The organism is Nocardia sp. NPDC059764 (assembly GCF_042732555.1).
Classification (GTDB): domain Bacteria; phylum Actinomycetota; class Actinomycetes; order Mycobacteriales; family Mycobacteriaceae; genus Nocardia.
In genome coordinates this window covers 43,217-69,508 of record NZ_JBHWHH010000002.1, presented here as the reverse complement: position 1 = coordinate 69,508, position 26,292 = coordinate 43,217, and the positions used below count along the sequence as shown (strand labels likewise).

Genomic DNA, 26,292 nt, shown 5'->3' with positions numbered 1-26,292 from the left:
ACAGCGAGAACCCCTGTCTCAGGCGAACTTTCCGGGGTTGGCGGCCACGGCCCGGCGCAGGGTGGGGCGGTCGGCGCGGTAGGCGTCCACCACCGATTCCAGCTCGTGCGGGCTGGCCCCGTGCATGATCACCGAGTGGCAGCCGAGGTCGTACTCGCGGGAAATCTTCCGGACGCACTGCTCCGGCGTGCCGTAGGCGGCCGAGGCCAGCCACTCGTCCGGGATGAGCGCGTCCAGCTGCTCCAGCACGTCGACCGAGGCAGACGCGTCGATGGGGCCCGCCGCCGCGGCGTCCTGGAACAGCTGCGTGCTGCGAATACGCTCCCACACCTGCGGATCCCAGCCATTGGCGCTGATCAGGATGTCCGCGTACGCCTGCAGATAGGTCACCAGGCGACCGGTCCGCCGCCGCAGCTGGTCCTCGGGGGTGAGCGCGTCGCTCGCGGTCGCCAGGCAGGACCAGATGCGGACGCTATCGGGGTCCTTACCCGCCCGCTCCGCGCCCCGCCGCACCGCCGCGACCGAGTTCGCGGTGGCCTCGTCGGAGAAGAAGGTGTGCAGGACGACGAAGTCACCGATCTCACCGGCGAGTTCCATGGTCTTCGGGCCGACCGCGACGAAGCCGATCGGGGGCGCTTCGTCGAGTCCGTTCTGGTGGTACAGCACGGGCCATTTGCCCGCGGGCCCATCGTGATTCACGATCGTCTCGCCGTCCCAGAGACGACGCAGGATGCCGACGAAGTCCCGCAACCGCGCTTCGGTGACGGCGGGCAGCCCGATGGCCTTCCAGTTCGCCGCCATGCCGCGCCCGAAGGCCATGGCGTAGCGGCCCTCGGTCAGCGCCCGCATGGTCGACCCGATGGTCGCCGTCACCATGGGGTGCCGGGTGTGGTGATTGGTCGCCGCAGCGGCGATTCCGAGGTCGGTGGTGCATCCGGCGAGGCCGCCGGACAGGACCGCGGAGTCCTTGACCGTCATCCGCTCGCCGATCATGCAGGAGCCGAGTCCGAGTCGCTCCGCGTCGCGGGCCTCGGGCAGCAGGACGCGGGCGTCGGCGGGGTGCCGGGTGATGCAGTAGTAGGCCAGTTCGTTCAGTTGGTCGGTCACGAGAGTTGTACTTTCCTAATAGGTTTCGAGAATGGTGACGCCGGAGTGTCAGGCGCCGAGCTCGGTGAGCAGTTCCTCGACGATCGCCCGGTGGTGGAGCAGCACCTCGATGTCCTCGGGGCGCTCCATCTCGCCGAAATGGATCTGCCGGCCGCCCGCGCGCAGGAAGACGACGGCGTAGTTGAGGGCGGCGAACATCGTGTACCAGGTGAGGTCGGCGAGCTCGACGCCCGAATGCCGGGCGTAGCTCGCGCGCACGTCCTCCACGCGCATGAAGTCCGGCATGCCGGGGAATCCGAAGTTCTCGGCGATCGCGTGAAAGACGCGGTGCCCGAAAGTTATCCAGGCGACGTCGAGTTCGCGCGGTCCGATCGTCGCCATCTCCCAGTCGAGCACCGCGACCGGCGCGAAGTCCCGGTACATGCAGTTGCCCAGCCGCGCGTCACCCCACGAGAGCACGGTCTCGTACGACGACGACTCCGGGAGATTGTCCGTGAGCCACTTCAGGATTCGCTCCACCAGCGGTGACGGGCCGATATCGCGGGCCGCGAACTCGTACCACGCCCGAGCGCGATTCAGGTTCCGCTCGAGCAGGCTGGCGCCGGGCTGCCGCGGATCGAGGAACGCGAAAGTGGTTGCCGCGTCCGGGATCGCATGGATCTTCGCGAGCGCCTCGACGGTGCTTTCCTGCACGCTGCGCTGCTGTGCCGGGTCGGCGTCGAAGAGCCAGTTGTTGCCGAACGTGTAGGGCATGACATCGGGCGGCACCAGGCCCTCGACCCGATCCATCAGCAGGAACGGCGTGCCCAGCACCTCGCCGGTCGGCTCGAGGAACCGCACCAGGGGGACGCGGACGTCGCTCGCCTCGGCCACGATGCGCATGACGTCGAACTGGTCGCGCAGGTTGTAGTGCTCGTAGACCGGGAAATCGCCGGGGGCGGGCACGACCCGGGCGATCAGGTCGTTGACCTGCTCCGCCCCGGCTTCGTGCCAGCGCAACGTGAGGGTGAGCGTCTCCGCGGACATGCCGTTGCTGTCGATGCCGGACCCCAGCGTGAGCTCCGGATTCGCGTCGTCGGGCAGCTGCGTGGCCAGCCATTCGGTGAGGCGCGGAATCAGGGCGGCGGTGTCACGGCTGCTGCGCTGCAGGCGCATGCCCTGATCATCGGGAGACGGAGACATGAGTCACTCCTGACTGGATTGCGAAGGCTGGAGGTAACAGTGGACCTCCCCATCGCAATTGTCAACGAGGGTTCTCAAAGAATGTGGGTTATTGCAGGTAAGCCGCTATGGAGTCGACCAGGCAGTGGCGGGCTTCGGTCAGTTCGGCGGGGGAGGACAGCCGGCGCTCGTTATTGATGCCGCGCATGGCCATCGGGATCAGCGCCTGGACGCGATGCAGTTTGTCCGCGTCGAGCGGCAGGTCCGCGAGGAAGTACTCGAAGGCCCGGAGCCAGGCGTCCTCGTACCCGGCCATCGCCGCGGTGGTCAGCGGGAAGTCCTCGAGCCGTTCTTCCTGGCCGTTCGGCAGTCCGGCCCGCAGCGTCTCGACCGCCCGTCCCTCGGCCGTGCCCAGGATGGTCCACATGGCATCGACCATCTCCCACACCCGTTCGCGGATCGTGCCGGTCACCTGCGGCCAGCTCTCGGGACTGTTCGCCCCGGTGCGATCGGTCAATTCGGCGAGCACGGCCGCCCACAGTCCGTCGATATCGCCGAACTGATGCTTCAGCGTCCCCCAGCTGACCCCGGCCTCCTTGGCGACCCGATTCGCCGACAGCGGTTCCCCGGACCCCGTCGCGAGACAGCCGATGGCCACCTCGAGCAGCCGCTGCCTGGTCTCCCGCCCCTTCCGGTTGAGGCGAGTTCCGGCCGCGGATTGCATTGTCGAACTCGTCTCGGTCATCGCCGCTTCCGTTTCGCATGTCCCGAAATCTCGGAATCTCCGATTATCGGTCCGACGATAGCTGGAGGACTTGAGTCTCCATCCGGGGGAGACAGGAAGGTTGGGGCATGGACGACGACACGCTCTTCACGATCGGGGCTCTGGCCGAACGGACCGGCTTGACGGTCAAGACGATCCGGTTCTACTCCGACAAGGGGATCGTGCCGCCGACCGATCACAGCCCGACCGGCTACCGGCTCTACGACGCCGAGGCCGCCACCCGCCTGGAACTGGTCCGCACCCTGCGTGAGTTGGGCATCGACCTGCCCACCGTGGCGCGGGTGCTGGCCCGCGAGACCTCGCTGAGCGCGGTCGCCGCGGCCCACGCCGACGCGCTCGACGTGCAGATCCGGATCCTGCGGATGCGGCGCGCGGTGCTGCGAGCCGTGGCCGAGCGGGGCTCCCACCGAGAGGAAATGGAACTCATGCACAATCTGATGCGCCTGTCCGAGGCCGAACGCCGCCGCCTGATCGACGACTTCATCGACGCCGCGTACGGCGGCGTGGACGCCAATCCCGCCATGGTGGAGCTGGTGCGCACCAGCATGCCCGAACTGCCGGACGATCCGACCGTCGCGCAGATCACGGCGTGGATGGAACTCGTGGAACTGGTGCGGGACAACGACTTCCGGGAATCGGTCCGGGCCATGGCCGAGTACCAGGCCCGCGAACGCGCCGAAGGCGACACCACAGGCCTGCACCACGACCTGACCGAAGCCGTCCGCGCCGATGTCGGCAAGGCTCTCGCCGACGGAGTGAGCACTGATTCCGAGGCTGCCGCCGCGGTGGTCGACGGACTCACCGCACGCTACGCCGACACCTTCGGAAGACCCGACGACGCGCGACTGCGCCGCTGGATCCTGGAACGGCTCGAAGTGGCCGATGACGCACGGGTGGAACGCTATTGGCGGCTGGTGTCGGCCATCAACGGCTGGCCGGAACTGCCCGACATGGGTCCGGTGTTCGGCTGGTTCGCCGCCGCTCTCCGCGCCCACCCGGCCTAGGGGATCCACCGGGGATGCCCCCGGGTGAATCAGGGAGCGATTTGGGGGATCCGCCGGATCCGGGGAACGGCGGGTCTTCCCTAGCGTTCGAGGCATGAGTGACAGGTCTCGGATACGGCGAGTGTTGGTCCGGCTGGGCGTGGCGGTGCTGGTGGTGCTCGTCGGGCTCAGCGGTGCGACGGCCTGGGTGTACACCTCGGCCGAGGTATCCACCGTGGGGAAGGTGGATTTCGTGCGTCCGCTGGCCATCCCGCCGCTCGCGCGGTCGACCGTGGCGGCCGACGGTGCGCGGGAGTTCGAGCTCGACATGCGGTCCGGCAGTACGGAATTCCGGCCCGGACAGGCAATCGATACCTGGGGGTTCAACGGGAACCATCTCGGACCGACCCTGCGTGCGCGCCGCGGCGAGCAGGTTCGGGTGCGGGTCCGCAATGCCCTGCCGGAAGCGTCGACCGTCCACTGGCACGGCATGCACGTGCCCGCCGCGATGGACGGGGGACCGCATCAGATGGTCGAACCGGGTGCGGAGTGGAAGCCGGAGTGGACGGTCGAGCAGCCCGCGGCCACCCTCTGGTACCACCCGCACCCGCACGGCACCACCGAAACTCACGTCAGCCGTGGTCTGGCAGGGATGTTCCTGCTCGACGACGATGCCAGCGACGCGCTCGCGCTGCCCCACACCTACGGCGTCGACGATCTCCCGGTGATAGTTCAGGACGTCCGATTCCGCAACGGGCGCTTCGATTTCGGGCACGGCGCGTTCCGCGACGCCGGATTCCAGGGCAATGAGGTACTGGTGAACGGAACCCTCGCGCCGTACCGCGAGGTGAGCGACGAACTGGTGCGACTGCGCCTGGTCAACGCGTCCCCCGCGCGCATCTACAACTTCGGCCTCTCCGACGGCCGCGACTTCGCGCTCATCGGCACCGACGGCGGGCTGCTCGAGCGCCCCGCCCCGCTGAAGCACGTGCAGCTGTCCCCGGGCGAGCGCGCGGAAATCGTGGTCCGCATGAAGCCCGGCGAACGAGTGACCCTGCGCAGCGACCGCCTCGACGCCGGACTCGACATGTTCACCAACCGATTCAGCGGCGGCGACGACCGCTTCGACATCCTCGAACTACGAGCCGCCGCCACCCTCCGACCGGCGCCGCCCCTGCCCGACCACCTCGTCATCCCGCAGACGCCGAAGGCCGCGGACTCGGTGGGGGAGCGGTCCTTCGAGCTGGAATTCGGCAAGATCAACGGCAAGGCAATGGACATGAGCCGCATCGACGCCACCGTCACGCGCGGCACCACCGAGACCTGGATCGTCCACAACGGCGACGGCACCCCGCACAACTTCCACATCCACGACACCCAATTCGCGGTAGCCAAGGTCAACGGCAGCCAACCGCCCGAATCCCTACGCGGCCCGAAGGACACCGTCTTCGTAGCCCCGGGCTCCACCGTCGAACTGCTGGTCCGCTTCGACGGCCCCGCAGATCCCAACGCCCCGTACATGTTCCACTGCCACCTGCTCTGGCACGAGGACCTGGGAATGATGGGCCAGTTCGTGGTCGTGGACCCGGGACAACAGCCCGGAACACCTCAGCACAGCGGACACTGACAGCGGGTCCGAATCCCCGCACAGAGATCTTCGCCTCCGACAGTCCCGCCCGAGACCCTGCACATACTCAAATTCGGCAATAGCGCGCATTCGGTCGCGGTTGTTTCGGGTCGTGGTCAAGGCTCAGCTTGCAGGTGGGTTCGTGTGCAGGATTTGTTCGGCGATCGATTGCACCCGGGCCGAGGTGATCCCGGTTCGCTGCTCGACGGCCAACGGATGATCGGTGGGTTCCAGCTCCACGAGTGGTCGGTCGCCGATGGGCTGGGTATGCAGCTTGGTCTTCAGGTTCACGGTGGTCGGTTCGTACAGGGGCAGGATTGTGGACAACCATCCGAAGTACGGTGGCTCCTCGACTCTTTCGGGTCTGTTCCACAGAGTCGTCATCCGCTCGAAGCTGGCCTCGCTGACCGATACCCAAACACCCCAGTCGAATTCGGCATCGAGGTTGGTGACCGGGATGACGACCCGTGCTCGTATGAAGAAGTGTGATCCCGCGATCACGCATTGTTCTTCGCCGAGCACGCTGCCGGGCTGATCCGCGACTTCGGCATTCCAGTACGCGGGGGCCGAGGTGCCGTAGCTGAGCGGGGGGCCGTCGTGCGGTTCGGCACAGTGGGAGCAGATAAAGGTGGAGCCGGCTTTCATGTACGGAAGCGTACTGACGCAGACAAAGCGGATGGTCTTCGGTATGTGCGGACGTTCTGCACCGCAGCAGGTTCCGGCCGCGGGCACCCCACGCTGGCCGGTTCGGTCAGCGCGGTTTGCGGGATGTGAGTGCGCCGCGGATGTGCCGTGCGGCTGCGACACGGTCGTATGTCGAAGGAGTCTCGTCAGGCAGTCGCAGACGGCTCGTGATCGTTGAACTCATGGCCCTTGGTGGCATGTTTCGCGCGCAGGGCCGCGAGTTGAGCAGACTTGGCCACGGCCATGCGTTCGCGGGTGGCAGCGCTACGTCGCGGGGCCGGGGCCGGGCGTCGGTGAGGAATTCCCGGGCGACGCGCCGCAGGCCGTCGCGGCGCGGGCTCGGGGGCTTCGGCGGTGCGCACGGCGTCGGCCATATGGAGTGGTAGATCATCCCGAGATGGGTTGTGGCTGTCGCTATTTCTTGCCCTTCTGCTGAGCGATAGCGGTGGACGCGGTGGCGTACTGCGATCAGTAGTAGATACTGCGTCCGTCCTGGGGAGTGACAATCAACAGCAACCGAAATCTTCGACAGCGAGTGCAGCCGCTGGTCCGGGCCACCGCGTGGTCACACGCGGCAACCCGAACCGCGATCGGAATCGGCGCTCTCGCGAGCCCTTCCGTCGCGGACACCTGGGTAGGCCCGACCGGGACCGGTTCCGCGACAGTGCTACGTCCCGCCTTCGCAGTCCGCGACGCGGTTCTCGGGGTCGGTGGACTCTGGGCCCTGGCGACCGGCAAGCCCATTCGCCACTGGTTCGTGATCGGCACCGCGATCGAAGTTGTCGAGCTCGCCGCAATCGCGCGCAACCGCAGCGAGTTACCGCCGACACTGACGAACAAGGCCTGGTCGATGGCGACCGCCGCCGGGCTTCTCGGCGGCGCTCTCGTCGCCGCTCTGCTCGACGAGCAGACCTAGGCGAGTAGGTTCAGGGCTGCTGGTCAGGTCCGGAACTTGACATGAGCGGATGCTCTGCGCGCTTTGGGGTTCGGCTCGGCTTCTGCGTACCGCTGGAGGGCCCGTGAGTACTTCGCCATGGAGTACTCCAAGTCGGTTCGCCCGATGTCGTCCGGGGCGAGTAGTGGCAGCTGTTGGGTGGCGAACTCGGTGACGGCTTGCCAGACAGCGTCCAGGACCTGCGTGGCGTCCGTGTCGGTGATCTCGACGCGGCGAGCGCGAACGCGCATCCTCCGTTTCATGAGTGTGAAGTTGAGCCGGAAACCCGAGGACATTCCCAGGTAGTCGAATCCGCCACGTCTCCGGTCGATCAGCGAGCTCAGCTCGTCGAGCAACATCGAGACAGATACGAAGATCATCATGGACCCGGCGCCGTCGTCTCTGGACGAGGCATCACCCAGATCGCCGACGACTTCCATGTCGCCGAAGTCGAACCCGGTCGGCCCCAGTTCGTCGGGATCGTCTTCATGGCGCGAGAACTCGAAGATGATCATTGAGCCTCTCCCAAGTGGTGACCGGCCTGGTGGCCTGAGTCGGCGGCAGCTTACGGGCGGTCGAACTCGCCGTCTTTGACGCCGATGGTGAAGGCGTTCCACTCGCTCGGGCTGTAGATGAGGACGTGGCCGTTGGGGGACTGGGAGTGTCGGACTGCGATGTCGCCGTCGGGGAGGAAGGCGACTTCAACGCAGTCGGGACCGTTGCCGCTTCGGGTGCTCTTGCGGAAATTGGCGTCGCGGAGGCGGGGGTCGGTGCCGGATAGGTTGTGCATAGGTGGCTAGGCCTTTCTACTGGTGTTCTTGGCTATCTGGCGAAGCCGGGTGCGGGTGCTGACTTCATCCAGGGCGGCGTGGTGGATGGAAACTATTGCGGATCGGTGGGTTTCGACTTCGTCGGGATCCTCGAGGCAGGCTGCGCCGACCAGAGAGTCGAAGTAGACGACCGGATGGGTCTCGGTGCCCGCCATGGGTTTCATGTCGATGATCGTGAACGAGCCTGTCGCTGTTCCCAGCGGATGTCCTGCGGTGAAGGGGAGCACTCGGAGTGTGATGTTGGGGCGTTTGCTCATCTCCACGAGGTGCGCGAGTTGGCCTTCCATCACGGCGGTGTTGCCCACCTGGGTGTGGATGGCCGATTCGTGCAGGACCGCATCGACGACGATCGGCTTGGTCTTCCGGGTAATGAACGTCTGGCGCTCCAATTTGAGCCGGAGGCGGCGATCGAGGGTGGCGTCGGGTTCGCTTGCGAAGTAGACGCGATCCAGTGCGCGTGCGTAGTCCGTGGTTTGGAGGAGTCCGGGCACGATGTTGTTGTGGTACATGGTCAATCGGAGGGCGCACGCTTCCATGTCGGCGTAGATGCGGAATCCGCCCTGGATCACATCGCGGTACTCGTACCACCAGGACTTCGATGCGGCTTGCTTGATCAAGGCGACCACGTTCGCGTGGGTGTCCGCGTCCATCTCGAGGATCTCGGCGAGCGCGTCGGCTTCCGGAAGGCTGATCCGGCCTGACTCGCCGCGCTCGATGCGACCGACCTTGCTGGTGCTCCAACCGGGCCCCATGGCGTTCGCGACGTCCGCCAGGTCCAGGTTCGCCTGCTGCCGCGCCTCGCGTAGCCGCATGCCGATTTGCTTACGTGCCACCGATGTCGGTTGTTGGCTGGTCTCTGCCACGACGTCCACCCCCATGCTCACGAGCGTTGGCAACGATGTCAGGCCATTTTGGCAATGATCCTGGGCTTTCGGAGGGGTTTCGCGGTTCTGCCGCAATGGCAATGCCAACTCCTGGTGGCGGAGGTGTGCTTGTGACATCGACCGAATCAACTCTGGGAGGTGTCGTAATGCACTGGGACACATGGGCGTTGTTGTCGATCCTCGGACTCTGCCTCGGCGTCATCGCGTGGTCGGTTTGGGGCTTCTATCGCGAGGGTCATCGGGGTGGTGGTGCCCGGTTTCTTCGGCTCGCGCTGCTCGGAGGTGGAGGACACCTCGAGCTCCCGGCCCGGGGGCAGGCGGGATGGTGGCATCAGGGGAGGCATCGGGCGGCATGACCAGCGCGGAGTTCGTCGTGTTGAGGGTGTTGAGCGGCGCTGAGGGGAGGTTGTCGGCTGTGGAGATTCAGCGGGCTGCGGCGCTGACCGGGTGGAGTACGCGGAATGCGCTGGCGCAGTTGGCGGCTCGCGGACTTGTCGTTCGTGGGGGTCGCCACGGTCTTTGGCTGATCAGTGAGCGTGGTCGGCTGGTGGTGGCTACTCGGCGAGGAGCTGCGCGATGACCCATTGCGCTGCTTCGGGTTGCATGGGGAGGGTGGCGTGGCTGGACAGGCCCGCTTGGGGGTAGAGGTCTTCGAAGTAGTCGTTTTCTACGCGGGGGTCGTTGATGAAGGAGGCTGGGCCGGGTGGGGTGAGGACCTGGTCGCCGTGGGTGGCGAGGACCGCGTAGATGACTCCGGGGACGGTTACCCCGTCGGCGAGGAGGGCCTGGGTGACTTGGGATCCGGCGAGGCAGTCGAGGGCGCCTGGGAGGTCGAGGCCGCCGATCGGGGTGGCGGCGGTTGTGCCTGTGGTGACCGGTGCGAGGTAGATTGCGCGGTCGACGTGGGGGCCGCCGTGGAGGAATTTCAGGTAGTAGTTCGCTACCAGGGCGCCCGAGGAATGGGCGACGATGTCGACGTGGGTCGCTCCGGTGGCGGCGCGCAGTTTCGTGACGAACGACTCCAGTTGGCTTGCTGACTCCGCTACGGGTGCCGCTGCCTGCATCGGGCCGATGATGCCGTAGCCGAAGATGAAGGGGCAGCCGCCGAGATCTCGTATGCCGGTGGTGATTCCGGACATCTGTCTTTCCAGTGTGCCGAGAATGTCTCCTACTGCCCCGAATCCGCCCAGCACCACAACGGGATTCGGTTGTTCCGGTGATGGAACGCAGTCCAGCGGTGGTTCGAGTGTGGTCGAGGTCCGGGCGGCTCCGAGGCGATGTCGCGGCTCGGAGACTTGCCCTGTCCCGCTGTGCTGGGCCGGCCCGGAGATGGACTGTGGTGGCCCGTCGATCGGGGCGGGTCCGGGGGCTGCCCAGGCCGGGGTGACGCTCGAGCCGATCGCGGCCGCGGTGACCGCGACGACGGTGCCGACTCGAATCCACGAGTGTCTCGCTCTCGGCGCCCCGTTTGCCTCCGACGCTGCCCGTCTCGCATTCCTCACCGAAATACTTCGGCGGGCGGCCGTGTTCGGACGACTGGTTCAGCGTGTCGGCGGCGTGCCCTACGCTCCCGGGGATCGGAAGGAGTATGCGGTGAGTAAGCGCGGATGGCTGTTGTTCCTGGGTATGGGTGTTATCTGGGGCGTGCCGTACGCGATGATCCGGGTGGCGGTGGGGGAGTTCGATCCGGTGTTCGTGGCGTTCGGGCGGACCCTGCTGGGTGCGCTGGTGCTGCTGCCGGTCGCGTTGTTCACGAAGGTGCTGTGGCCCGTGTTGCGGGAGTGGCGGTGGGTGCTGGTCTACACGCTCGTCGAGATCACCGGGCCGTGGTTGCTCATCGGGCACGCGGAGACCCGGCTGACCAGTTCGACGGTGGGGCTGCTCATCGCCGCGGTCCCGCTGATCGCGATCGTGATCACCACCCGCCTCGGGCACGAGGGTCTGGATCCGCGCCGGATCCTCGGCCTGGTGATCGGCTTCGCGGGTGTGACCGCACTGGTCGGTCTGGATATCGATATGTCGAATCTGGGTGCGCCGGCCGCCATCGGGGTGAGCGTGATCGGCTACGCCCTGGGCCCGATCATCATCGACCGCAAGCTGAAAGAGTTGCCGCCGATCGGCGTGGTCACCGCGTCGCTGGTCTTCGCGGCCACCCTGTACCTGCCGTTCACGCTGTGGCGCATGCCGTCCCATTTCCCGGCGGGCGCGACCTGGTCGGTGGTCGGGCTGGGACTGCTGTGCACGGCGCTGGCGTTCGTGGTCTTCTTCGCCCTCATCGGCGAGGTCGGCCCGTCCCGCGCGACGGTCATCACCTACATCAATCCGGCCGTGGCCCTGCTGATCGGCGTCTCGCTACTGAACGAGCCGCTCACCGCCGGCATGGCGATCGGCTTCCCGCTGGTGATCCTGGGCTCGATCCTGGGCACCGCCCGCGCCGAACGGCCCGAGGACGCCGTCCCGGTCCGCGCCTGACTCAGTCCTCGGAGTCCTTGGCCGCGGCCTCATCCAGCTTGCGCTGTTTGCGAGCTCCGCCCTTGCGCTCGATGCGCGGGTCCTCGCTGACCTCGTACCGCTTCACGTACTCCCTGAGAAACGCCTGCAAGGTGGCGGTGGCCGGAATGGCCAGCAGTGCCCCCACCGCCCCCAGCAGCGCCCCGCCCATGATCACCGACAGCAGCGCGACCGCCGGATTCACGTCCACCGTCCGCGCGGTGATGCGCGGCTGCAGCACATAGTCCTGAACCCACTGGTAGACCACCACGAACAACAGAATCCACACCGCGTCGAGCGGTCTGATGGTGAGCGCCACCAGGATCGGCAGCACCCCCGCGATATAGGTTCCGATGGTCGGCACGAACGAGGCCACCACACCGAACCAGATGCCCAGCGCCAGTGCGTTGGGAAGGCCGAGCAACGCCAGGAACGCCCCGTGCGCGACGGCCGAGATGACCGCGAGTAGCGCCCGCGAATAGAGATACCCACCGGTCTTGTCGATGGCCAGATCCCAGGCGTGCAGCACCGCACCCTGTTTGTCGGGCGGCAGCAGCGAGCACACCGAGCGCCGCAGTTTGGGACCGTCGGCGGTTATGTACACGCTGAACAGCGCGATGGTCACGAACCGCGCCAGCCCGCCCAGCACCGTGCTCGACAGCCCCCACACATTGTTGGCCGCCCGCTCGGCGTAGGAGCTGATGATGTCGGAGTCCTTGAACAGCCGATCGCGCAACTGGCCCAGGGTGAAATTCTGGTGGAATACGCGATTGACCCAGTCCACCAATTCGTCGAGTAGCCGCGGCAGTTCGTTCACCACGTGGGAGACGGTCTCGACCAGGAGCACGCCCAGCGTCGCGAGGAACCCCGCGGTGCAGGCGAATACGATGATGAACATCACCGCGGTGGCCAGCCCGCGATTCACGCCGCGCCCGGCCATCCCGTCCACCGCGGGTTCCATGGCGAGCGACACGAAGAACGCCACCGTCATCATGATCGCGATCCCGATGAGCTGGTGCGCGGCCCAATTGGCGAGTTCGAACAGTCCGAGCAGGGCCAGCGCGAGCACCATGGCGCGGGGGAGCCAGGCGGGCATGGCGGCCCGCTGCGGCGAGTCTGGGTTGTCGGCGGCCACGGGGCCAGTCTCGGTCACCGGCGGGGGTTTCCGGTCACGACCCACCGAGGCAGGTGAAATCGAACAACCGGTGGACAAATCAGACAAATCTGGACGGTCTGTTTACTTCTGGTGAACGGAACCGAGACCCATTCGGAGAGAAAGGTTTTCCCGCGATAGTGTGCAGGTATGCGGGAGGGCAGCCAAGATATGCGAGTGCGCACGAAATTCTCCAGCGAACTGGTGGCGCTGACCGAGGAGCTCGCGCATATGGCGCAGCTGACACAGGAGGCCTCCGAACGGGCCACGGCCGCGCTGTTGCGCGCCGACCTGACGGCCGCGTACGAGGTGTTCGCGCTCGAGGAGCAGGTGGAGATCGAGCACGCCAAATGCGAGGACCGGTCGGTCATCCTGCTGGCCCTGGAAGCTCCGGTGGCCCGTGACCTGCGCCAGGTCATCACCGCCATGCAGATCGCCGACGACCTGCTGGCCGTGAGCCGATCGCTGAGCCGCGTCGCCGACGTGGTGGTGCGCCGCTACCCGGATCCGGTGGCCCCCCAGCACGTCCTGGACCTGCTGGGGGAGATGTCCGGCGCGGTCACGCATCTCGCCGCGAGCTCGGTGAGAGTCATTGCGGCGCAGAACCCGCCGCGCGACCGCGTGCTGATCCCGCGCGACGAGAACCTGGAACGCCTGCGCGGCCGCCTGGTGGAGCTCGCCGCCGACGACGGCTGGGCGCACGGCTCGGCCATGGCCATCGACATCGCCCTGCTGGCCCATCACTTCGAGCGCGCGGCCGACCACTGCGTGCGCATCGGCCGCCTCATTCGCTTCTTCCACACCGGCATTCCGCTCTACGCGCAAACGGAGGGGTAACCACCACCTCCTGTGAGGGGCCCCGATCGGCGGGAGTAAGCTGCCCGAATTGCTTCATGGCGAGGTCTTTTCGAGTAGCACCGCACGCACGGCAAGCCGAAATCCGACAAGGGCCCCAAACATGCCAAACAGCTCTACCCAGGCATCGGTATCCACCCTGTCGCGGGTGGCAGCGCCGGTCCGGGTCGCACCGTCCACCGAGAAATCAGCGCCGAGCGAACCCTCGGCGCCGGCCGAGAGAACGCTCTCGCACCGCCAGATCATGACCATCCTGTCCGGCCTGCTGCTCGGGGTGTTCCTCGCGGCGCTGGACCAGAACATCGTCAGCGTGGCGATCGTCCGCATCGCCAACAGCCTGCACGGCTTCGACAAACAGGCCTGGGCCACCACCGCCTACCTGATCACCGCCACCATCTCGACGCCGCTCTACGGCAAGCTGGCCGACATCCACGGCCGGAAACCCTGCTACCTCATCGCCATCGGCGTCTTCGTGCTCGGCTCGGTGGCCTGCACCTTCGCCACCTCCATGTACCAGCTGGCGGGATTCCGCGCGCTGCAGGGCGTCGGCGCGGGCGGACTCATGTCGCTGGCCTTCACCATCATCGGCGATATCGTGCCGCCCCGCGAAAGGGTTAGGTACCAGGGCTATTTCATGATGGTCTTCGGCATCGCCACGGTGCTGGGCCCCGTCCTGGGCGGCTTCTTCTCCAATGCCGACCACATCCTCGGACTGGTCGGCTGGCGCTGGGTGTTCCTGGTGAACGTGCCGATCGGCGCGCTCGCGCTGGTGGTGGTCGGCAGGGTGCTCGACGTACCGTTCGAACGGCACCGCCACCGCACCGACTGGCTCGGGGCGATAACCCTTGCGGCGGGCACGGTTCCGCTGCTGATCGTCGCCCAGCAGGGACGCGAATGGGGGTGGAGGTCGCAGCACGCGCTGCTCTGCTACGGCATCGCGGCCGCCGGGCTGACCGCGTTCCTCATCGTCGAACTGCTCATGAAGGACTCCGCGCTGATTCCTTTGCGGCTGTTCCGCAGTCGCACCTTCAGCATCGCCATCCTGGGCGGGTTCATCGTCGGCGTCGCCATGTTCGGCGCGATCGTGCTGGTGCCGTTGTACTTCCAGGTGGTGCGCGGGTACTCGCCCACGCGCTCCGGGCTTTTCATGCTGCCGCTGGTGCTGGGCATCATGCTGGGCGCGCAACTGTCCGGGCTGGTCACCAAGTTCACCGGACGCTACAAGGCGCTGCCGATCCTGGGCTCGCTGATCATCGCCGCCGGATCGGTGCTGTTCGCGCTGGTCCGCTTCGACAGCCCGCTGTGGCAGCCGCTGCTGTACTGCGGCGTCATCGGTTTCGGCCTGGGCGGCTGCATGCAGACGCTGATCATCGCCGCCCAGAACGCCGGACCGCGCGCCGACATGGGCGTGTCGACCGCGTCGGCCACGTTCTTCCGGCAGATGGGCGGCACCCTCGGGGTCGCGGTGTTCCTCACCATCCTGTTCAACCTGCTGCCGCGAAAGATCCTGGCGGCCTTCGGCGGTCAGCTGCCGCCGGGCTTCGACGCCGCGCAACTCGGGCGGATCGAGGCCAATACCAGCGGCATCGCGGACCTGCCGGAGCAGGTGCGCACACCCATTCTGACCGGATTCACCCACGCTATGGGCGGGGTGTTCGCGGTGGCCGCCGCCGTGGCGGTGGTGGCGGCGGTCGTGCTGACGTTCATGAAAGAGATTCCGCTGCAGGACACCCCGGAACCGGTCGCGGTGGCGGAGGAGGAGTTGGTCGAGCCGGAGCTCGAACCGGAGCAGGAGTTCGACGCGGAGCCGGAGTTCGTGCTCGAGGAGACGGCGCCGGGGCTGTCGGTGTCGGGCCGGGTGCACCGGGAGGACGGGCAGTCGGTGCCCGACACCGTGCTCACCCTGATCGACCAGCGCGGACGCCAGGTCTCGCGGGCCGTCGGCGACGCGGACGGGGAGTACCTGATCGGTGCGCCGCGGATGGGCGGGTACGTGCTGATCGTGTCCGCCTACGGCTATCAGCCCGCCGCGGTGAGCATTTCGGTCGGCAGCCGCCCGCATCGGCTCGACGTCGCCCTGCTCGGCTCCGGCGAGGTGTCGGGCGTGGTGCGGTCGGCGGGCCGGGGCGCGCCGCTCGGCGACGCGACCATCACCTTGACCGACCACTTCGGTGACGTGGTCGGCTCGGCCGTCACCACCGCCGACGGCGACTTCACCTGCCGCGGCGTGCTGGCCGGGACCTACACGCTGGTCGCGGTGGCCGAGCACATGCGGCCGTCCGCGGTCACCCTCACCGTGCCCGACAGCGGAATGCTGCGCCACGACATCGAACTCGCGCCGCGCGCGGTCCTGGCCGGATCGGCCTGCAACGAGCGCGGCGACGGCATCCCCGACGCCCAGATCACGGTGCTCGACGAGGCAGGCGACCTGATCGCCGTCACCCGCACCGATGGCACCGGCCGCTACGTGGTGTCGGATCTGGCCGAGGGTCGCTACACCGTGATGGCCCGCGGCTATCCGGCCGCCTTCAGCCGGGTCACCGTGGCGGACGGCGAAGTGGCGCACGATGTCCTGCTCGGGTATGAGCGGATGGAGGCGGCGAGCGTCGACCGCCGGGAGATGGTGGGCGCGGACCTGCGGGAGGTGGCGGACCGGGTTTGAGATTTCGGCGAGCAGGACGAGGGTCCAACTGCTAGGTTCCGCAGTGAAAACAGTCCCCTCTTCGGTATTGGGACTGATCCAGGGGAGACCAGACATGAAGACCTCGCGCGCACTGCTCACCGCCGCCGCCCTCGCCGCCGTCCTGCCCGCGGGGGCCGGGTCCGCCGAACCACCCGCCACCACGGTCAACGAGTATGTGGCCCTGGGCGACTCCTGGGCCGCTGACGCCACCCTGAGCCAGCTCAGCACCGCCTTCACCCCCGCGCCCTGCGCGCAGAGCGCCCACAACTACGCCAAACAGGTGGCCGCGGCGCTGGCCGTGCCGGTCTTCCGCGACGCCACCTGTGGCGGCGCGGTCACCGCCAATATGACCCAGTCGCAGCAGACCGTGCTCGGGTCCAACGCGCCGCAGTTCGACTCGCTGACCGAATCCACCGACCTGGTCACCCTCGAAATCGGCGGCAACGACGCGAATCTGGCGGCCATCGTCACCGACTGCATCACCCTCGACCCCGCCATCAGCCCCTGCCTGAACTCGATGGTCGCCGACGGCGTCGACCGGATGTCGCAGAACATCGCCCGGACCGAGCCGCGCGTGGCCGCCACCATCGCGGGCATTCGGGAGCGCGCGCCGCGCGCCCGCATCCTGCTGCTCGACTACTTCGAGGGCATCGGCCTCGACGGCGGCTGCTGGCCGGTCATCCCGATCTCCGACGGCGACGCGGTCTGGCTGGGGCAGAAGCTGATCGAACTGCACACCATGCTCGAACGGGTCGCCTCGAGCACGGGAGTCGAATTCGTCGACACCTACGCGGGCAGCGCGGGCCACGACGCCTGCCGGCCCGTCGGCACCCGCTGGGTGGAGGGGCTGCTGCCGTTCTCCGGCAACCCGGTCGGGCTCGCCGTCCCCTTCCACCCCAACCAGCTGGGCGCGGACTATCAGGCCCGGCGGGTGCTGGAGCAGATCGCCGCGTCCTGACCGCTCAGTTCCGAGGGCGGATCCACACCCGGTTGTCGTGGAACACCGCGCCGCCGCCGAAATCCGAATCCCGCTCGGCGACGGTGGCGTTGACGGTCGCGCCGCCGGAATGCTTGGCCCAGCGGCCCTTCGGGGTCGCGGCCACACCCGGGCGGACCATGTCCGAGATCTCGGCGAGGGCCTCGAAACTGCCGCGATCATTGCCGACGGTCACCGGATCACCGTCGGCGATACCGCCCGCGGCCGCGTCGTCCGGATGGATGGTGACGCGCAGTTCGCCTGCGCGGCGGCGCAATTCGGGATTCGAACCGAACCCGGTATTGAGGAAATAGTGTGACGCCGCCGAGATGAGCACCAAGCCATCACCGGGATCCGCGGGCGGGGTGTATCCGGCCACCGGATCGTGTCCCACCGCGGCCACCTGGTCCGAGACGAAGCGGAGCTTGCCGTCGGGCACCGGGCCCGGCTCGATCTTCAGGAACCCGTCCGCGCGCAGCCGGTCCACGTCGTACTGTTTCAGCAGCTGGTTCGCCAGCTCCTCATCGGACTCGTAGAGCGCCGGCTCGGTCATCCCCATGCGCCGGGCCAACCGCCGGAAGGTCTCGGTGGTGGGCAGGCATTCGCCGGGCGGGGCCACGGCGGGCTCGTTCCAGACCAGATACAGATTGCCGTAGGCGGCCAGCACATCGAGGTGCTCGGGCTGCATGGTGGCCGGGAGGACGATATCGGCGTAGTCGACCGTGTCGGTCGGGAAGTGTTCCAACACCACGGTGAACAGATCCTCGCGCGACAGGCCCTCGACCACCCGGCGCTGATCGGGGTTGGAGCCCACCGGATTCGCGCCGATCACGAACAACGCGTGCACCGGCGGACCGTCCGGGTCCAGCAGCGCCTCACCCATCCGGGTCATCGACAGCGTGCGCACCGGATGCGGCAGCAGATCGAAACGGGTCAGGGCGTCGACGTCCAGGCGGAAGTGGCCGCTGGTCGAGTAGTGCAGCCCGCCACCGGGAATCGCCCAGTCGCCGGTGACGCCGGGCAGACAGGCCAGGGTGCGCAGCGCCATGCCGCCGCCCGCGTGCCGCTGCATGCCCTGCGAGGCGCGGATGGCGGTGGGGCGGGTGGTGGCGATCCGTTCACCGAGCGCCACGATGCGCTCGACCGGCACGCCGGTGATGGCGGCGGCCCGCTCGGGCGGGTACTCGGCGATGCGGGCCCGGAATTCGGGCCAGCCCTCGGTGCGGTCGGCCAGGAACTCCTCGTCCTGCGCGCCCAGCCCGACGATCACGTGCATGAGGCCGAGCGCGAGCGCGGCATCGGTGCCCGGCAGCGGAGCCAGATGTTCGTCACAGCGTTCGGCGGTCTTGGTGCGCACCGGGTCGATGGCGACGGTGTACGCGCCGCTGTCCTGGATGAACTTCCACACATGATGGCCGGAGGTGAGCGGATTGGTGCCCCACAACAGGATCAGCTTCGACTTCGCCAGATCCTCGGGATCCATGCCGCCCGAGGTGCCCAGCGTGTACCGCAACCCGACCGTGCCCGCCACCGAGCAGATGGTCGGGTCGTGCCCGGACGCGCCCAGCGCATTGAAGAAGCGCCGCCCGGAAAAACCCTCCAGCCCCTGGATGAAACCGAGGCTGCCGGTGCCGTGGAACGGCCACACCGCTTCCCCGCCGTGCTCGGCGATGATCGAGGTGAGGCGGGTGGCGATCTCGTCGAGCGCCTCGTCCCAGCTGATCGGCTCGAAGCGGCCCTCGCCCTTGCGGCCGACGCGGCGCAGCGGGCGGGTGAGGCGTTCGGGGGAGTAGACCTGCTCGAGGTAGCGGTTCACCTTGACGCACAGCGCGCCCCGGGTGACCGGATGCTCCTTGTTGCCGCGCAGGCCGGCGGCCTTGCCGTCCTGGACGTCCACCACCCAGGAGCAGGCGTCGGGGCAGTCGAGGGGGCATGCTCCCAGTACCTTCACGTACTGGATCGTATGCAGGGGGTCCGACACCCGCGAAAGGCGAGGATACGGCCGGTTTTCCAGCGCGACACGCCTATGCCGTCATGTGACGACACGCGGTCGAGCTGGGGTAGTCTCGGCCCGCGGCTAATCAGCCGCAACAGGAGTGCGGGGGCGGAAGTGCGCGGTGGAATGGGAGATTCATGATCACCCCCGGCCGAGGTCTAGTCGGTGTCGTGTCAGGATGCGCGGCGCTGCTGACCGGCTGCGCGCACGGCGGACACGGTGAACCCGCGCACGCGCACCAGTCCAATGCCGAGCAGTCGGTCGGCGATACCGCCGAAATGCAGCGCAGCGCCTTCGTCACCGCCTGCGCGGGCACCTCCGCGGGCTGGCAGGCGACCGCCGTGGTCAGCAACCGGGATGTGGTGGAGCACAGGTATCTGGTGGTGATCAGCTTCCAGACGCCCGAGTCCGCGGATCTGGAACGCACGCGCACCGAGGTATTGGTGGCGCCCGGCGCGACCCAGGACTTCACCACCGAGACACTGCTGGATCCGGTGGCCCGGCCACAGACCGTGCGGTGTGTGCTGCGCGGTGTCGAACAGTTCTGATCGATACTCGCTATTCGGGCGCGGGACGGATGGGTCCGTCACGAAAGTTGCGCGGGGACAGGGGCGGACGCCTAGGATCACCAGCGCCGGCCATGCTCCGTGGGCCGCACCAGTAGGAATAGCTGAAGGATCACTGACCGTGCGTGGGTGACCAGGCGCGTTCTCCGGATGTGGATTTGTCGGTGCCATGGTGCATGCTCTTGGCACGCAGCTGTCCGCCCCGTCCGCCCCGGAGTGCCCATGTCGACCCGTACCAAGCCACAGCCCTTGTCGGATACCGAGATTCGGGAGATCGCCGCGGAAATCGACGCTGGCAGACCGCCTATGGTGTGGTTCACCGCGGCGGCGGTCGGTGTCCCGGAAGGTCGTTCCGGCAAGGTGATGTCCCTCGGCGATCCGTCCGAGGGCGATTTCCTGCAGGTGAAGCCGACGGGCTCGAAGGACGTGCTGTCCTTCGGTCCCACCGAGGTGACCCTGTCCAAGCCGGCCCGGCAGAACCCGGCCAAACCGGCCGCCGCGCCGGCCGCCGCCGCCAAACCGGCGAGTGCAACCCCCAGAACGGCAACCAGGAAGGAACCGACCGTGACGATGTCGTCCCCCGCGACGATGCCGGCCGCCGCGCCGAGCACCCCGCCCGCTCCGGAAGCCACCCCGCAGCCGGCGGGCGAGCCCGCCGCCGAGGCCAAGAAGGCCTCGCGCCCGGCCCGCAATGCCGCCGCCACCGCGAAGAAGCCGAAGACGCCCGAGGTGACGGTCACCCTCAGCGGTACCGCCGAAGGCGAGTGGACCCTCGATGTCGTGAACGGCAAGAAGCGCGCCATCAAGGGCCTGGTGGTCACCAGTTCCGCTGTCGCCCAGGCCGCCAAGATCCTGCATCCCGAATTCGCCGAGGTCGTCGACTCGATCCACGAGTCGGTCCGGTCCGCCCAGCAGGCCAAGGTGGAGCAGTTACAGGCCGAACTCGAGTCGGCCCGCCGGCTTCTCGAAGACCTGGCCTGAGCGGCGTCCGACCGGCTCGAGCATCCGTGTTCGGGCCCGATCGTCCGGATTCCGGCCTGAAGGCCGACGGCCCAACCCCTTTCGTGTGGGTTGGGCCACAACTTCTACCGCGTGCTCACACCGCGGATTCGCGCTGCCAGGTGCGCGGGCCCGCCTCGGGGCGGTTGCGGCGCAAGTCGTCGTGGAAGATGTAGCCGAGGGAGTATTCCTTGGCGTGGTACATGGCCGAATCCGCCTCGCGCAGTAGCTCGTAGACGGTGGTCTCGGACTCACGCGGTTTGGAGCACGCGATGCCGATGCTGGCCGCGATGCGCACCTCGGCCGCGCTCAACTCGAACGGTTCGCCCAGCGTGGCCAGCAGGCGTTCGGCCAGCTGCAGAGCGTGTGGCCGGGCCAGTGGGGCCAGCACCACGAATTCGTCTCCGCCGTAGCGGGCGGCCGCGTCGTCACGGCGGATCACCCGGCGGATCCGGGCCGCCGCATTGGCGATGAGTTCGTCACCCACCGCATGCCCGTAGTTGTCGTTGACTCGCTTGAATCCGTCCAGGTCGATGAACAGCAGCGCCAGGGGCTGCCCGGCCCACCGGTCCCGATTACGATGCAGCGCCCGCAGCAGGGCGGCGCGGTTCAGGAGTCCGGTGAGCATGTCGTGGTCTGCCTGATACTGCGCGCGCCGCTCGCTGCGGGCGCTGCGTTCGATCGCGCGCTCGCTGCGTAGCAGCACTCCGGCTAGTAGTAGCGCGAACAGCGACGAGACCACGATGCGGTCCAAGGCGTCCAGGCTGGAGCCGACCACCGGCACCAGCGAGGCCACGATCATGACGATCGCGATGATGCTGGCCCGCTGCCGGGACCGGTGCGGGTGGATGTCGCGCGGCCCGCCGAGCACCACCATGCTGGGGTGCAGCGCGGCCGCGCCGATCAGCGTGAATCCCAGCTGCAGCGGCAGCAATTGGATCTGGCGGCCGATCACCGCCGAGCCCGCGGTCTCCAGGTTGTAGGCCAGGTCACCGGCGAGGATCACCAGCATGGCCAGATGCACCAGGCGCAGTGAGGTTTCCGAACGCGCCGAGGTGATCACCGAATGCACGATCACCGTGAGCAGCAGCGCGTCCACGATCGGGTCCGCGACGCAGGTGACGGTGGTGAAGTCCAGGTCCCGGGACATGTGCAGCACCGGCGAGATGAGGAACGTCCACGACAGCAGTAGCGCGCCCAGCCCGATCAGCCCGGAATCGAGCAGCAGATCGTGGTCGGTGCTGTTCTGGCGCGGGCGCAACCACAGCACCGCGGCCACCCCGACACAGCAGTAGCCGCTGAGGGTGAACAGGTCGTCGAAGGGGTGCCGCTGGGAGTCGGAGATGTGACGCAGCGCGGTGCCGATGGCGAATTGCACGGCGGCCGCGGAGAGCAGGTACCACGGCAGCGGATGGCGGGGCCGGAACTTGCGCACCCCCATGCCGATCATGGTGAGGCTGATGGCCACCGACACGAACAGCGTGCCCAGCGCCACCGCCTTGGAGTTGATCACCAGGGGTAGGCCGAGAATCAGTACGCCGCAGATGAACAGGACGGTGCGCCAGCAGATGTTGAAGCGTTTCGGCCGTTCGGCCGGTTGTACTCCTGTTCCCACCAGCCCCCCTGTCCGAGCAGTACTCGAAAAGACACCGCCGATCATCAACCGTGTGTGTTGCGGTACGAGCATAGGTCCCCGCACTGCGGTGGCAGAGTGCCCGGTCGAGAAAGGCGCTGCCACTTATTGGGCAACCGAACCGATCATGACACGAAAGCGGGCGGTCCGGATGGGAGTTCGGCGAACCCGCAGGGCCGCTTTCGGGAGACTCGCTATGCTCCCCGCAGATCGAACCGTACGCCCCGCACGCCCCGGTGAAGAGGAGCCCGACACGTGGAATCGATGGCGGGACGCTGGTGGGCACCCGGGCGGGTCAACCTGATCGGCGAGCACACCGACTACAACGACGGATATGTCCTGCCCTTCGCGCTGCCGCTGGGTACGACCTGCACCGCGCGGGCCAGACCGGATGGTGTGCTGCGCCTGAGATCTGCGCAGGCGCCCGGTGACACGGTCGACACGACAACCGCGGATCTGTCCACCGCGGGCTGGTCCCACTTCCCGGCGTGGTCCCGCTACCCCTTGGGCGTGATCCGGGAATTCGAGCGCCGCGGCCACGAGATCCCCGGCATGGACATCGACCTCGACAGCACCGTCCCGATCGGCGCGGGCCTGTCCTCCTCGGCCGCACTGACCTGTTCGGTCGCCATCGCCGTGCGGGACCTGTTCGCCCCCAGCGTCTCCACCGCCGACCTCGTCGACATCACCCGCACCGCCGAGAACGTCTACGCGGGCGTCCCCACCGGCGTCCTCGACCAATCCGCCGCGCTGCTCTGCACCCCCGGTCACCTTCTCTTCCTCGACACCCGCACCGGCAAGACCGAACACATCCCCTTCGACCTCGGCCGCTACGGCCTCACCCTGCTCATCGTCGACACCGGCGCCCCGCACCGCCTCATGGACAGCGCCTACGCCACCCGCCGAGCCGAATGCGCCGCCGCCGCAGCCCAACTGGACGTCCCCACCCTCCGCGACGTCCCCACCGCCGCCGAGATCGACCGCCTCCCCGACCCGGTCCTCCGCCGACGCGCCCGCCACGTGATCACCGAAAACGCCCGTGTCCTGCGAATAGCCGAACAATTGCGCTCCACCACCGACCCCCGCACCATCGCCCCCCTCCTCACCGCCGGCCACACCTCCCTCCGAGACGACTTCGAAGTCTCCGCCCCACCTCTCGAAACAGCCGTAGCCGCAGCCCTCACCGCCGGCGCCCACGGCGCCCGCCTCACCGGCGCCGGCTTCGGCGGCAGCATCCTCGCCCTCATCGACGAGAACCGCGTTGCCCCGGTCTCCCACCGGATTCGAGAAGCCTTGCTCGCCAAGCGATTCCCCAGCCCTCATATCTTCACCGCCATTCCTTCCGCCGGTGCCCACCGCCTGGCCTGACCGGATCCGCATGGCGATGATCAGGCGGTCGAGGAGGGGCTGAGGCCGTGAACGCGGGGAGGGCTGTTGCCCGCCATCCGATCCCGGATGCGGTGATCGGATGGCGGGCAGCGGGTTTCGGGCTACTTCACCGACTGGATCGACGGCTGGTTGATCGTCGTGAAGTACTGGACGGCGGCGGCGACGGCGAACGGGGCGGTCACGAGGACCTGGCCGGCGATGGTGCCGAGGAAGCCGACGGCGCTGGCGCCGATGAGGCAGCCGGTGCCGGCCGCGCCCAGGAGGGGGACGAAGAGGGCGGCCAGGAGGCCGGCGGAGCCGATGGTGATGAGGCTCGCGCCGGCGACGCCGCCGATGAGGCAGCCGAGGGCCGCGCCGCCGAGGCCGCCGGTGAGGGTGCCGATGGTGGCGCCCATGGACAGGGTGCTGGTCATGCGGCTCCAGGCGGCCTGCTCACGCTCGTAGTCGGTCTTCCAGGGGGCGCTGTTCTCGAAGGGGAGGGCGACCGGCTGGTAGGTGGCGTGCGCGAGGTCGATCTGGGGGGTGAGGGTGGCGACGCGGTCCTTGATCTCGGTGGCGACGGGGAAGACGAAATCGTCCACGCGGACCGACAGCTCGGTGCCGGCGACGGTGGTGCCGTCCGCTCCCTTGATCTTGAAGACGCCGTTCTCGACGCCCATCGAACCGGCGTCGGTACGGATGACCACGTCCTTCTCGCCGGCGGTGGCGGTGTAGTTGATGGCCGCGTCCGCGGGGGCGGGCGCGGCGTTCACGGTTCCGGCGGTGACGGCCAGGGCGGAGGTCACGAGGGCGGCGGAGACGGCGAACTTGTTGAGCTTCATCAGGTTTCGATCTTTCTTCGGTGCGGGCCGGAGGCCGCGTGAGAGGCGCAGGTCGCGGTCGCGAGAGCTGCGAAAGGGTGCAGTAGGTCGGCGGCGCGGCCCGGAGGCCATGTCGCTCAGGGGATTTCGGTGTCTAGGCGGTCTTGGCGCGCATGCGGGATCCCACGCCCACGAGCACGTCGATCACCAGGAAGGCCAGCAGCGGCAGGCCGATCATCGGCGCGAACCAGCCGATCACCGCGGCCGCGGCCGCCAACGGCAGCACCACGACCAGCGGGGCCTGGGCCAGCGCGCGGCGCGGAGCCTTGCCCACACCGACCGTCGACTCCTTGGTCGGGCGACGCCGCCACCACATGAGGTAGCCGCGCACGATCACGGTGCCCAGGCCGATCATCACCGCGAGCAGCAACAGCTGATCGGGCAGGCCGAGCAGCTGGCCCATGTGCAGCTGGATGCCCCAGTTGGTGAGCTTGGCCGTCAGCGGCCAGTCGGCGTAGGGCAGCTTGTCGGTGACATTGCCGGTCGCGCCGTCGACCGCGATGGCGTCACGGGTGAACTGGCCGGGGCGGCGCAGTTCCTGCGCGACGAAGGCGGTGCCCTCCTTGGCCGGAATGCTGATCTCCAGCGGCCCGGTCAGCCCATTGGCGCGGGCGACGCCGTACACGGTGTCGGCCAGCGCCGCCTTGCCCGCCGGGGGAGTGCCGGCCGGAGCGCCGCCGTGGCCCGCGTGATCGCCACCGGCGGTCACGGCCGGACCGGTGGAGCCGGGCAGCTTGGCGCTCACCGCGGGCGTCGTCCAGCTGAGCGCCTGCCGCAGCTCGGTCACGTTCTCGCCCGCGTACTTCGACCAGGTCATACCGGTCACCGACAGCAGCAGGAGCACCGGCAGGATCCAGACACCCACCGCCGCGTGCCAATTGAGCGTGCGGGCGCGGGGCCGCGACCGATCCGGGCGCAGCAGCCAACCGGCCGAACGCTTCTCGCGTCGCGCCCGCACCCGCCGGTACCAGAGCACCAGCCCGGCCAGCGCGACCAGCCACAGCCAGGAGGCCGCGATCTCGCTGTAGAAGCGGCCGACCTTGCCCAGGTGCAGATTCTTGTGCAGCTGGTCGATCCAGGTGCGCATGGGCAGCGCGCCCGAACTGCCGTAGACGACGCTGTCGCCGACGCTCTGCGCGGTGACCGGGTCGACGAACACCGCGCGCCGCTCGGACTCGCCCAGCGACGGATCGCTGAAGATGACCCGCGTGGTGTCACCGGTGTTCTGGCCCGGGGCCACCGCCACCAGCGCCAGCGACGGCTCGACGGCCTGCGCGGCCGCGATCTGTTCCTTCAACGGCTTGGCGGGCCCGGTCGACGAGGTGTGCAGCAGCCCGCTGGAGGTGATGTTCTCCAGCGTCGGCGAGATCGCGTACAGCGCACCGGTCACGGCCGCGATCAGGATGAACGGCGCCACGAAGACGCCCGCATAGAAGTGCAGCCGCAGCATGAGCGCCTGGAAGGCATTGCCCACACCACGTTTCGCGGCCTTCCCGGACACCGGTTCCGGCGTCGGGGCAGGGGAGGGTGGCGGTGTCGTCGCGACACCGCTGTCAGTGATTGTCACCAAAGGTCTTTCGGGTTCGAGGGAACACCCGGGGCGCGAAGGACCTGTCGACGGCGTCGAAACGGCACCCATGACCCCCTCACGGCGCGCAGGCGCGCACAACGGTCATGGGAATGCCGGACACCACCGCG

24 protein-coding genes are annotated in these 26,292 nt (G+C 68.1%); 10 read left to right on the top strand and 14 right to left on the bottom strand.

Features of this window, described 5'->3' with window-relative positions; translation table 11 throughout:
* Positions 1–18: 18 nt before the first annotated feature.
* The 3 genes from ACFV4K_RS00945 to ACFV4K_RS00935 all read right to left on the bottom strand — a co-directional run bounded on the left by ACFV4K_RS00945 (position 19) and on the right by ACFV4K_RS00935 (position 3,013).
* Positions 19–1,107: a TIGR03857 family LLM class F420-dependent oxidoreductase gene (locus ACFV4K_RS00945; protein WP_379271008.1), complete on the bottom strand. Its 1,089-nt coding sequence runs from the start codon at positions 1,105–1,107 to the stop codon at positions 19–21.
* 48 nt (positions 1,108–1,155) lie between these two features.
* Complete coding sequence (locus ACFV4K_RS00940; RefSeq protein WP_379271006.1) at positions 1,156–2,289, bottom strand: phosphotransferase family protein; 1,134 nt, start codon at positions 2,287–2,289, stop codon at positions 1,156–1,158.
* A gap of 88 nt (positions 2,290–2,377) precedes the next feature.
* A complete protein-coding gene (locus ACFV4K_RS00935) occupies positions 2,378–3,013 on the bottom strand; it encodes a TetR/AcrR family transcriptional regulator (protein ID WP_379271004.1) in 636 nt (211 codons plus the stop codon).
* Between the two features lie 107 nt (positions 3,014–3,120).
* Between ACFV4K_RS00935 and ACFV4K_RS00930 the strand changes: the two genes are divergently transcribed.
* On the top strand, positions 3,121–4,056 hold the full coding sequence (locus ACFV4K_RS00930; protein ID WP_379271002.1) for a MerR family transcriptional regulator: 936 nt from the start codon (positions 3,121–3,123) through the stop codon (positions 4,054–4,056).
* A gap of 94 nt (positions 4,057–4,150) precedes the next feature.
* Positions 4,151–5,662: a multicopper oxidase family protein gene (locus ACFV4K_RS00925; protein ID WP_379271000.1), complete on the top strand. Its 1,512-nt coding sequence runs from the start codon at positions 4,151–4,153 to the stop codon at positions 5,660–5,662.
* 123 nt (positions 5,663–5,785) lie between these two features.
* On the opposite strand, the gene ACFV4K_RS00920 is transcribed toward ACFV4K_RS00925, so the two are convergent.
* Entirely contained in the window at positions 5,786–6,307 is a 522-nt protein-coding gene (locus ACFV4K_RS00920) for a DUF2199 domain-containing protein (RefSeq protein ID WP_379270998.1), read from the bottom strand.
* A gap of 796 nt (positions 6,308–7,103) precedes the next feature.
* Between ACFV4K_RS00920 and ACFV4K_RS00915 the strand changes: the two genes are divergently transcribed.
* Positions 7,104–7,262 (top strand): hypothetical protein, encoded by a 159-nt coding sequence (locus ACFV4K_RS00915; protein WP_379270996.1) that lies wholly within the window; start codon positions 7,104–7,106, stop codon positions 7,260–7,262.
* 23 nt (positions 7,263–7,285) lie between these two features.
* Here ACFV4K_RS00915 and ACFV4K_RS00910 read toward each other — a convergent pair whose 3' ends face one another.
* From ACFV4K_RS00910 to ACFV4K_RS00895, 4 genes are all read right to left on the bottom strand, one after another.
* The gene (locus ACFV4K_RS00910; protein WP_379270995.1) at positions 7,286–7,795 is read right to left on the bottom strand and encodes a hypothetical protein; all 510 of its coding nucleotides are present in this window, start codon (positions 7,793–7,795) and stop codon (positions 7,286–7,288) included.
* Positions 7,796–7,845: 50 nt separating this feature from the next.
* Positions 7,846–8,070, bottom strand: coding sequence for a DUF397 domain-containing protein (locus ACFV4K_RS00905; protein WP_379270993.1), 225 nt, complete (start codon positions 8,068–8,070; stop codon positions 7,846–7,848).
* Between the two features lie 6 nt (positions 8,071–8,076).
* On the bottom strand, positions 8,077–8,988 hold the full coding sequence (locus tag ACFV4K_RS00900) for a helix-turn-helix domain-containing protein (protein ID WP_379270991.1): 912 nt from the start codon (positions 8,986–8,988) through the stop codon (positions 8,077–8,079).
* A gap of 560 nt (positions 8,989–9,548) precedes the next feature.
* A complete protein-coding gene (locus ACFV4K_RS00895; protein ID WP_379270989.1) occupies positions 9,549–10,133 on the bottom strand; it encodes an esterase/lipase family protein in 585 nt (194 codons plus the stop codon).
* A 454-nt stretch (positions 10,134–10,587) separates the two neighbouring features.
* Here ACFV4K_RS00895 and ACFV4K_RS00890 point away from each other — a divergent pair, with 454 nt between their 5' ends.
* Positions 10,588–11,466: a DMT family transporter gene (locus ACFV4K_RS00890; protein WP_379270988.1), complete on the top strand. Its 879-nt coding sequence runs from the start codon at positions 10,588–10,590 to the stop codon at positions 11,464–11,466.
* A 1-nt stretch (position 11,467) separates the two neighbouring features.
* Here the strand turns inward: ACFV4K_RS00890 and ACFV4K_RS00885 are convergent, their stop codons facing one another.
* Positions 11,468–12,637, bottom strand: coding sequence for an AI-2E family transporter (locus ACFV4K_RS00885; protein ID WP_379270986.1), 1,170 nt, complete (start codon positions 12,635–12,637; stop codon positions 11,468–11,470).
* 177 nt (positions 12,638–12,814) lie between these two features.
* Here ACFV4K_RS00885 and ACFV4K_RS00880 point away from each other — a divergent pair, with 177 nt between their 5' ends.
* On the top strand, positions 12,815–13,474 hold the full coding sequence (locus tag ACFV4K_RS00880; protein WP_379270984.1) for a phosphate uptake regulator PhoU: 660 nt from the start codon (positions 12,815–12,817) through the stop codon (positions 13,472–13,474).
* A gap of 54 nt (positions 13,475–13,528) precedes the next feature.
* On the opposite strand, the gene ACFV4K_RS00875 is transcribed toward ACFV4K_RS00880, so the two are convergent.
* Positions 13,529–13,744: a hypothetical protein gene (locus ACFV4K_RS00875; protein ID WP_379270983.1), complete on the bottom strand. Its 216-nt coding sequence runs from the start codon at positions 13,742–13,744 to the stop codon at positions 13,529–13,531.
* On the opposite strand from ACFV4K_RS00875, the gene ACFV4K_RS00870 reads away from it, so the two are divergent.
* Positions 13,737–16,154 (top strand): MFS transporter, encoded by a 2,418-nt coding sequence (locus ACFV4K_RS00870; protein ID WP_379270981.1) that lies wholly within the window; start codon positions 13,737–13,739, stop codon positions 16,152–16,154. The two genes, ACFV4K_RS00875 and ACFV4K_RS00870, sit on opposite strands and share 8 nt — an antisense overlap.
* A 94-nt stretch (positions 16,155–16,248) precedes the next feature.
* On the top strand, positions 16,249–17,133 hold the full coding sequence (locus tag ACFV4K_RS00865) for an SGNH/GDSL hydrolase family protein (RefSeq protein WP_379270978.1): 885 nt from the start codon (positions 16,249–16,251) through the stop codon (positions 17,131–17,133).
* Between the two features lie 4 nt (positions 17,134–17,137).
* Here ACFV4K_RS00865 and ACFV4K_RS00860 read toward each other — a convergent pair whose 3' ends face one another.
* A complete protein-coding gene (locus ACFV4K_RS00860) occupies positions 17,138–19,102 on the bottom strand; it encodes a molybdopterin-dependent oxidoreductase (RefSeq protein ID WP_379270977.1) in 1,965 nt (654 codons plus the stop codon).
* Positions 19,103–19,317: 215 nt separating this feature from the next.
* On the opposite strand from ACFV4K_RS00860, the gene ACFV4K_RS00855 reads away from it, so the two are divergent.
* Positions 19,318–19,695 carry a hypothetical protein gene (locus ACFV4K_RS00855; RefSeq protein WP_379270975.1) on the top strand — a complete coding sequence of 126 codons (378 nt, stop codon included), beginning with the start codon at positions 19,318–19,320 and terminating at the stop codon, positions 19,693–19,695.
* 240 nt (positions 19,696–19,935) lie between these two features.
* Positions 19,936–20,694, top strand: a complete 759-nt coding sequence (locus ACFV4K_RS00850) for a DUF6319 family protein (RefSeq protein WP_379270973.1) — start codon at positions 19,936–19,938, stop codon at positions 20,692–20,694.
* Positions 20,695–20,809: 115 nt separating this feature from the next.
* Here the strand turns inward: ACFV4K_RS00850 and ACFV4K_RS00845 are convergent, their stop codons facing one another.
* Entirely contained in the window at positions 20,810–22,327 is a 1,518-nt protein-coding gene (locus ACFV4K_RS00845; protein ID WP_379270972.1) for a diguanylate cyclase domain-containing protein, read from the bottom strand.
* A gap of 282 nt (positions 22,328–22,609) precedes the next feature.
* Between ACFV4K_RS00845 and galK the strand changes: the two genes are divergently transcribed.
* A complete protein-coding gene (galK, locus tag ACFV4K_RS00840) occupies positions 22,610–23,713 on the top strand; it encodes a galactokinase (protein WP_379271051.1) in 1,104 nt (367 codons plus the stop codon).
* A gap of 122 nt (positions 23,714–23,835) precedes the next feature.
* Here galK and ACFV4K_RS00835 read toward each other — a convergent pair whose 3' ends face one another.
* The gene (locus ACFV4K_RS00835; RefSeq protein WP_379270970.1) at positions 23,836–24,555 is read right to left on the bottom strand and encodes a hypothetical protein; all 720 of its coding nucleotides are present in this window, start codon (positions 24,553–24,555) and stop codon (positions 23,836–23,838) included.
* A 133-nt stretch (positions 24,556–24,688) separates the two neighbouring features.
* Positions 24,689–26,161, bottom strand: a complete 1,473-nt coding sequence (locus ACFV4K_RS00830; RefSeq protein WP_379270968.1) for a PepSY-associated TM helix domain-containing protein — start codon at positions 26,159–26,161, stop codon at positions 24,689–24,691.
* Positions 26,162–26,292 lie beyond the last annotated feature (131 nt).

Coding starts and splice junctions, on each gene's coding strand:
- ACFV4K_RS00940 (WP_379271006.1), bottom strand. CDS start 2,289: ATGTCTCCGTCTCCCGATGATCAGGGCATGCGCCTGCAGCGCAGCAGC.
- ACFV4K_RS00935 (WP_379271004.1), bottom strand. CDS start 3,013: ATGACCGAGACGAGTTCGACAATGCAATCCGCGGCCGGAACTCGCCTC.
- ACFV4K_RS00930 (WP_379271002.1), top strand. CDS start 3,121: ATGGACGACGACACGCTCTTCACGATCGGGGCTCTGGCCGAACGGACC.
- ACFV4K_RS00925 (WP_379271000.1), top strand. CDS start 4,151: ATGAGTGACAGGTCTCGGATACGGCGAGTGTTGGTCCGGCTGGGCGTG.
- ACFV4K_RS00920 (WP_379270998.1), bottom strand. CDS start 6,307: ATGAAAGCCGGCTCCACCTTTATCTGCTCCCACTGTGCCGAACCGCAC.
- ACFV4K_RS00910 (WP_379270995.1), bottom strand. CDS start 7,795: ATGATCATCTTCGAGTTCTCGCGCCATGAAGACGATCCCGACGAACTG.
- ACFV4K_RS00905 (WP_379270993.1), bottom strand. CDS start 8,070: ATGCACAACCTATCCGGCACCGACCCCCGCCTCCGCGACGCCAATTTC.
- ACFV4K_RS00900 (WP_379270991.1), bottom strand. CDS start 8,988: ATGGGGGTGGACGTCGTGGCAGAGACCAGCCAACAACCGACATCGGTG.
- ACFV4K_RS00895 (WP_379270989.1), bottom strand. CDS start 10,133: ATGTCCGGAATCACCACCGGCATACGAGATCTCGGCGGCTGCCCCTTC.
- ACFV4K_RS00870 (WP_379270981.1), top strand. CDS start 13,737: ATGACCATCCTGTCCGGCCTGCTGCTCGGGGTGTTCCTCGCGGCGCTG.
- ACFV4K_RS00875 (WP_379270983.1), bottom strand. CDS start 13,744: ATGGTCATGATCTGGCGGTGCGAGAGCGTTCTCTCGGCCGGCGCCGAG.
- ACFV4K_RS00865 (WP_379270978.1), top strand. CDS start 16,249: ATGAAGACCTCGCGCGCACTGCTCACCGCCGCCGCCCTCGCCGCCGTC.
- ACFV4K_RS00850 (WP_379270973.1), top strand. CDS start 19,936: ATGTCGACCCGTACCAAGCCACAGCCCTTGTCGGATACCGAGATTCGG.
- galK (WP_379271051.1), top strand. CDS start 22,610: ATGGCGGGACGCTGGTGGGCACCCGGGCGGGTCAACCTGATCGGCGAG.
- ACFV4K_RS00835 (WP_379270970.1), bottom strand. CDS start 24,555: ATGAAGCTCAACAAGTTCGCCGTCTCCGCCGCCCTCGTGACCTCCGCC.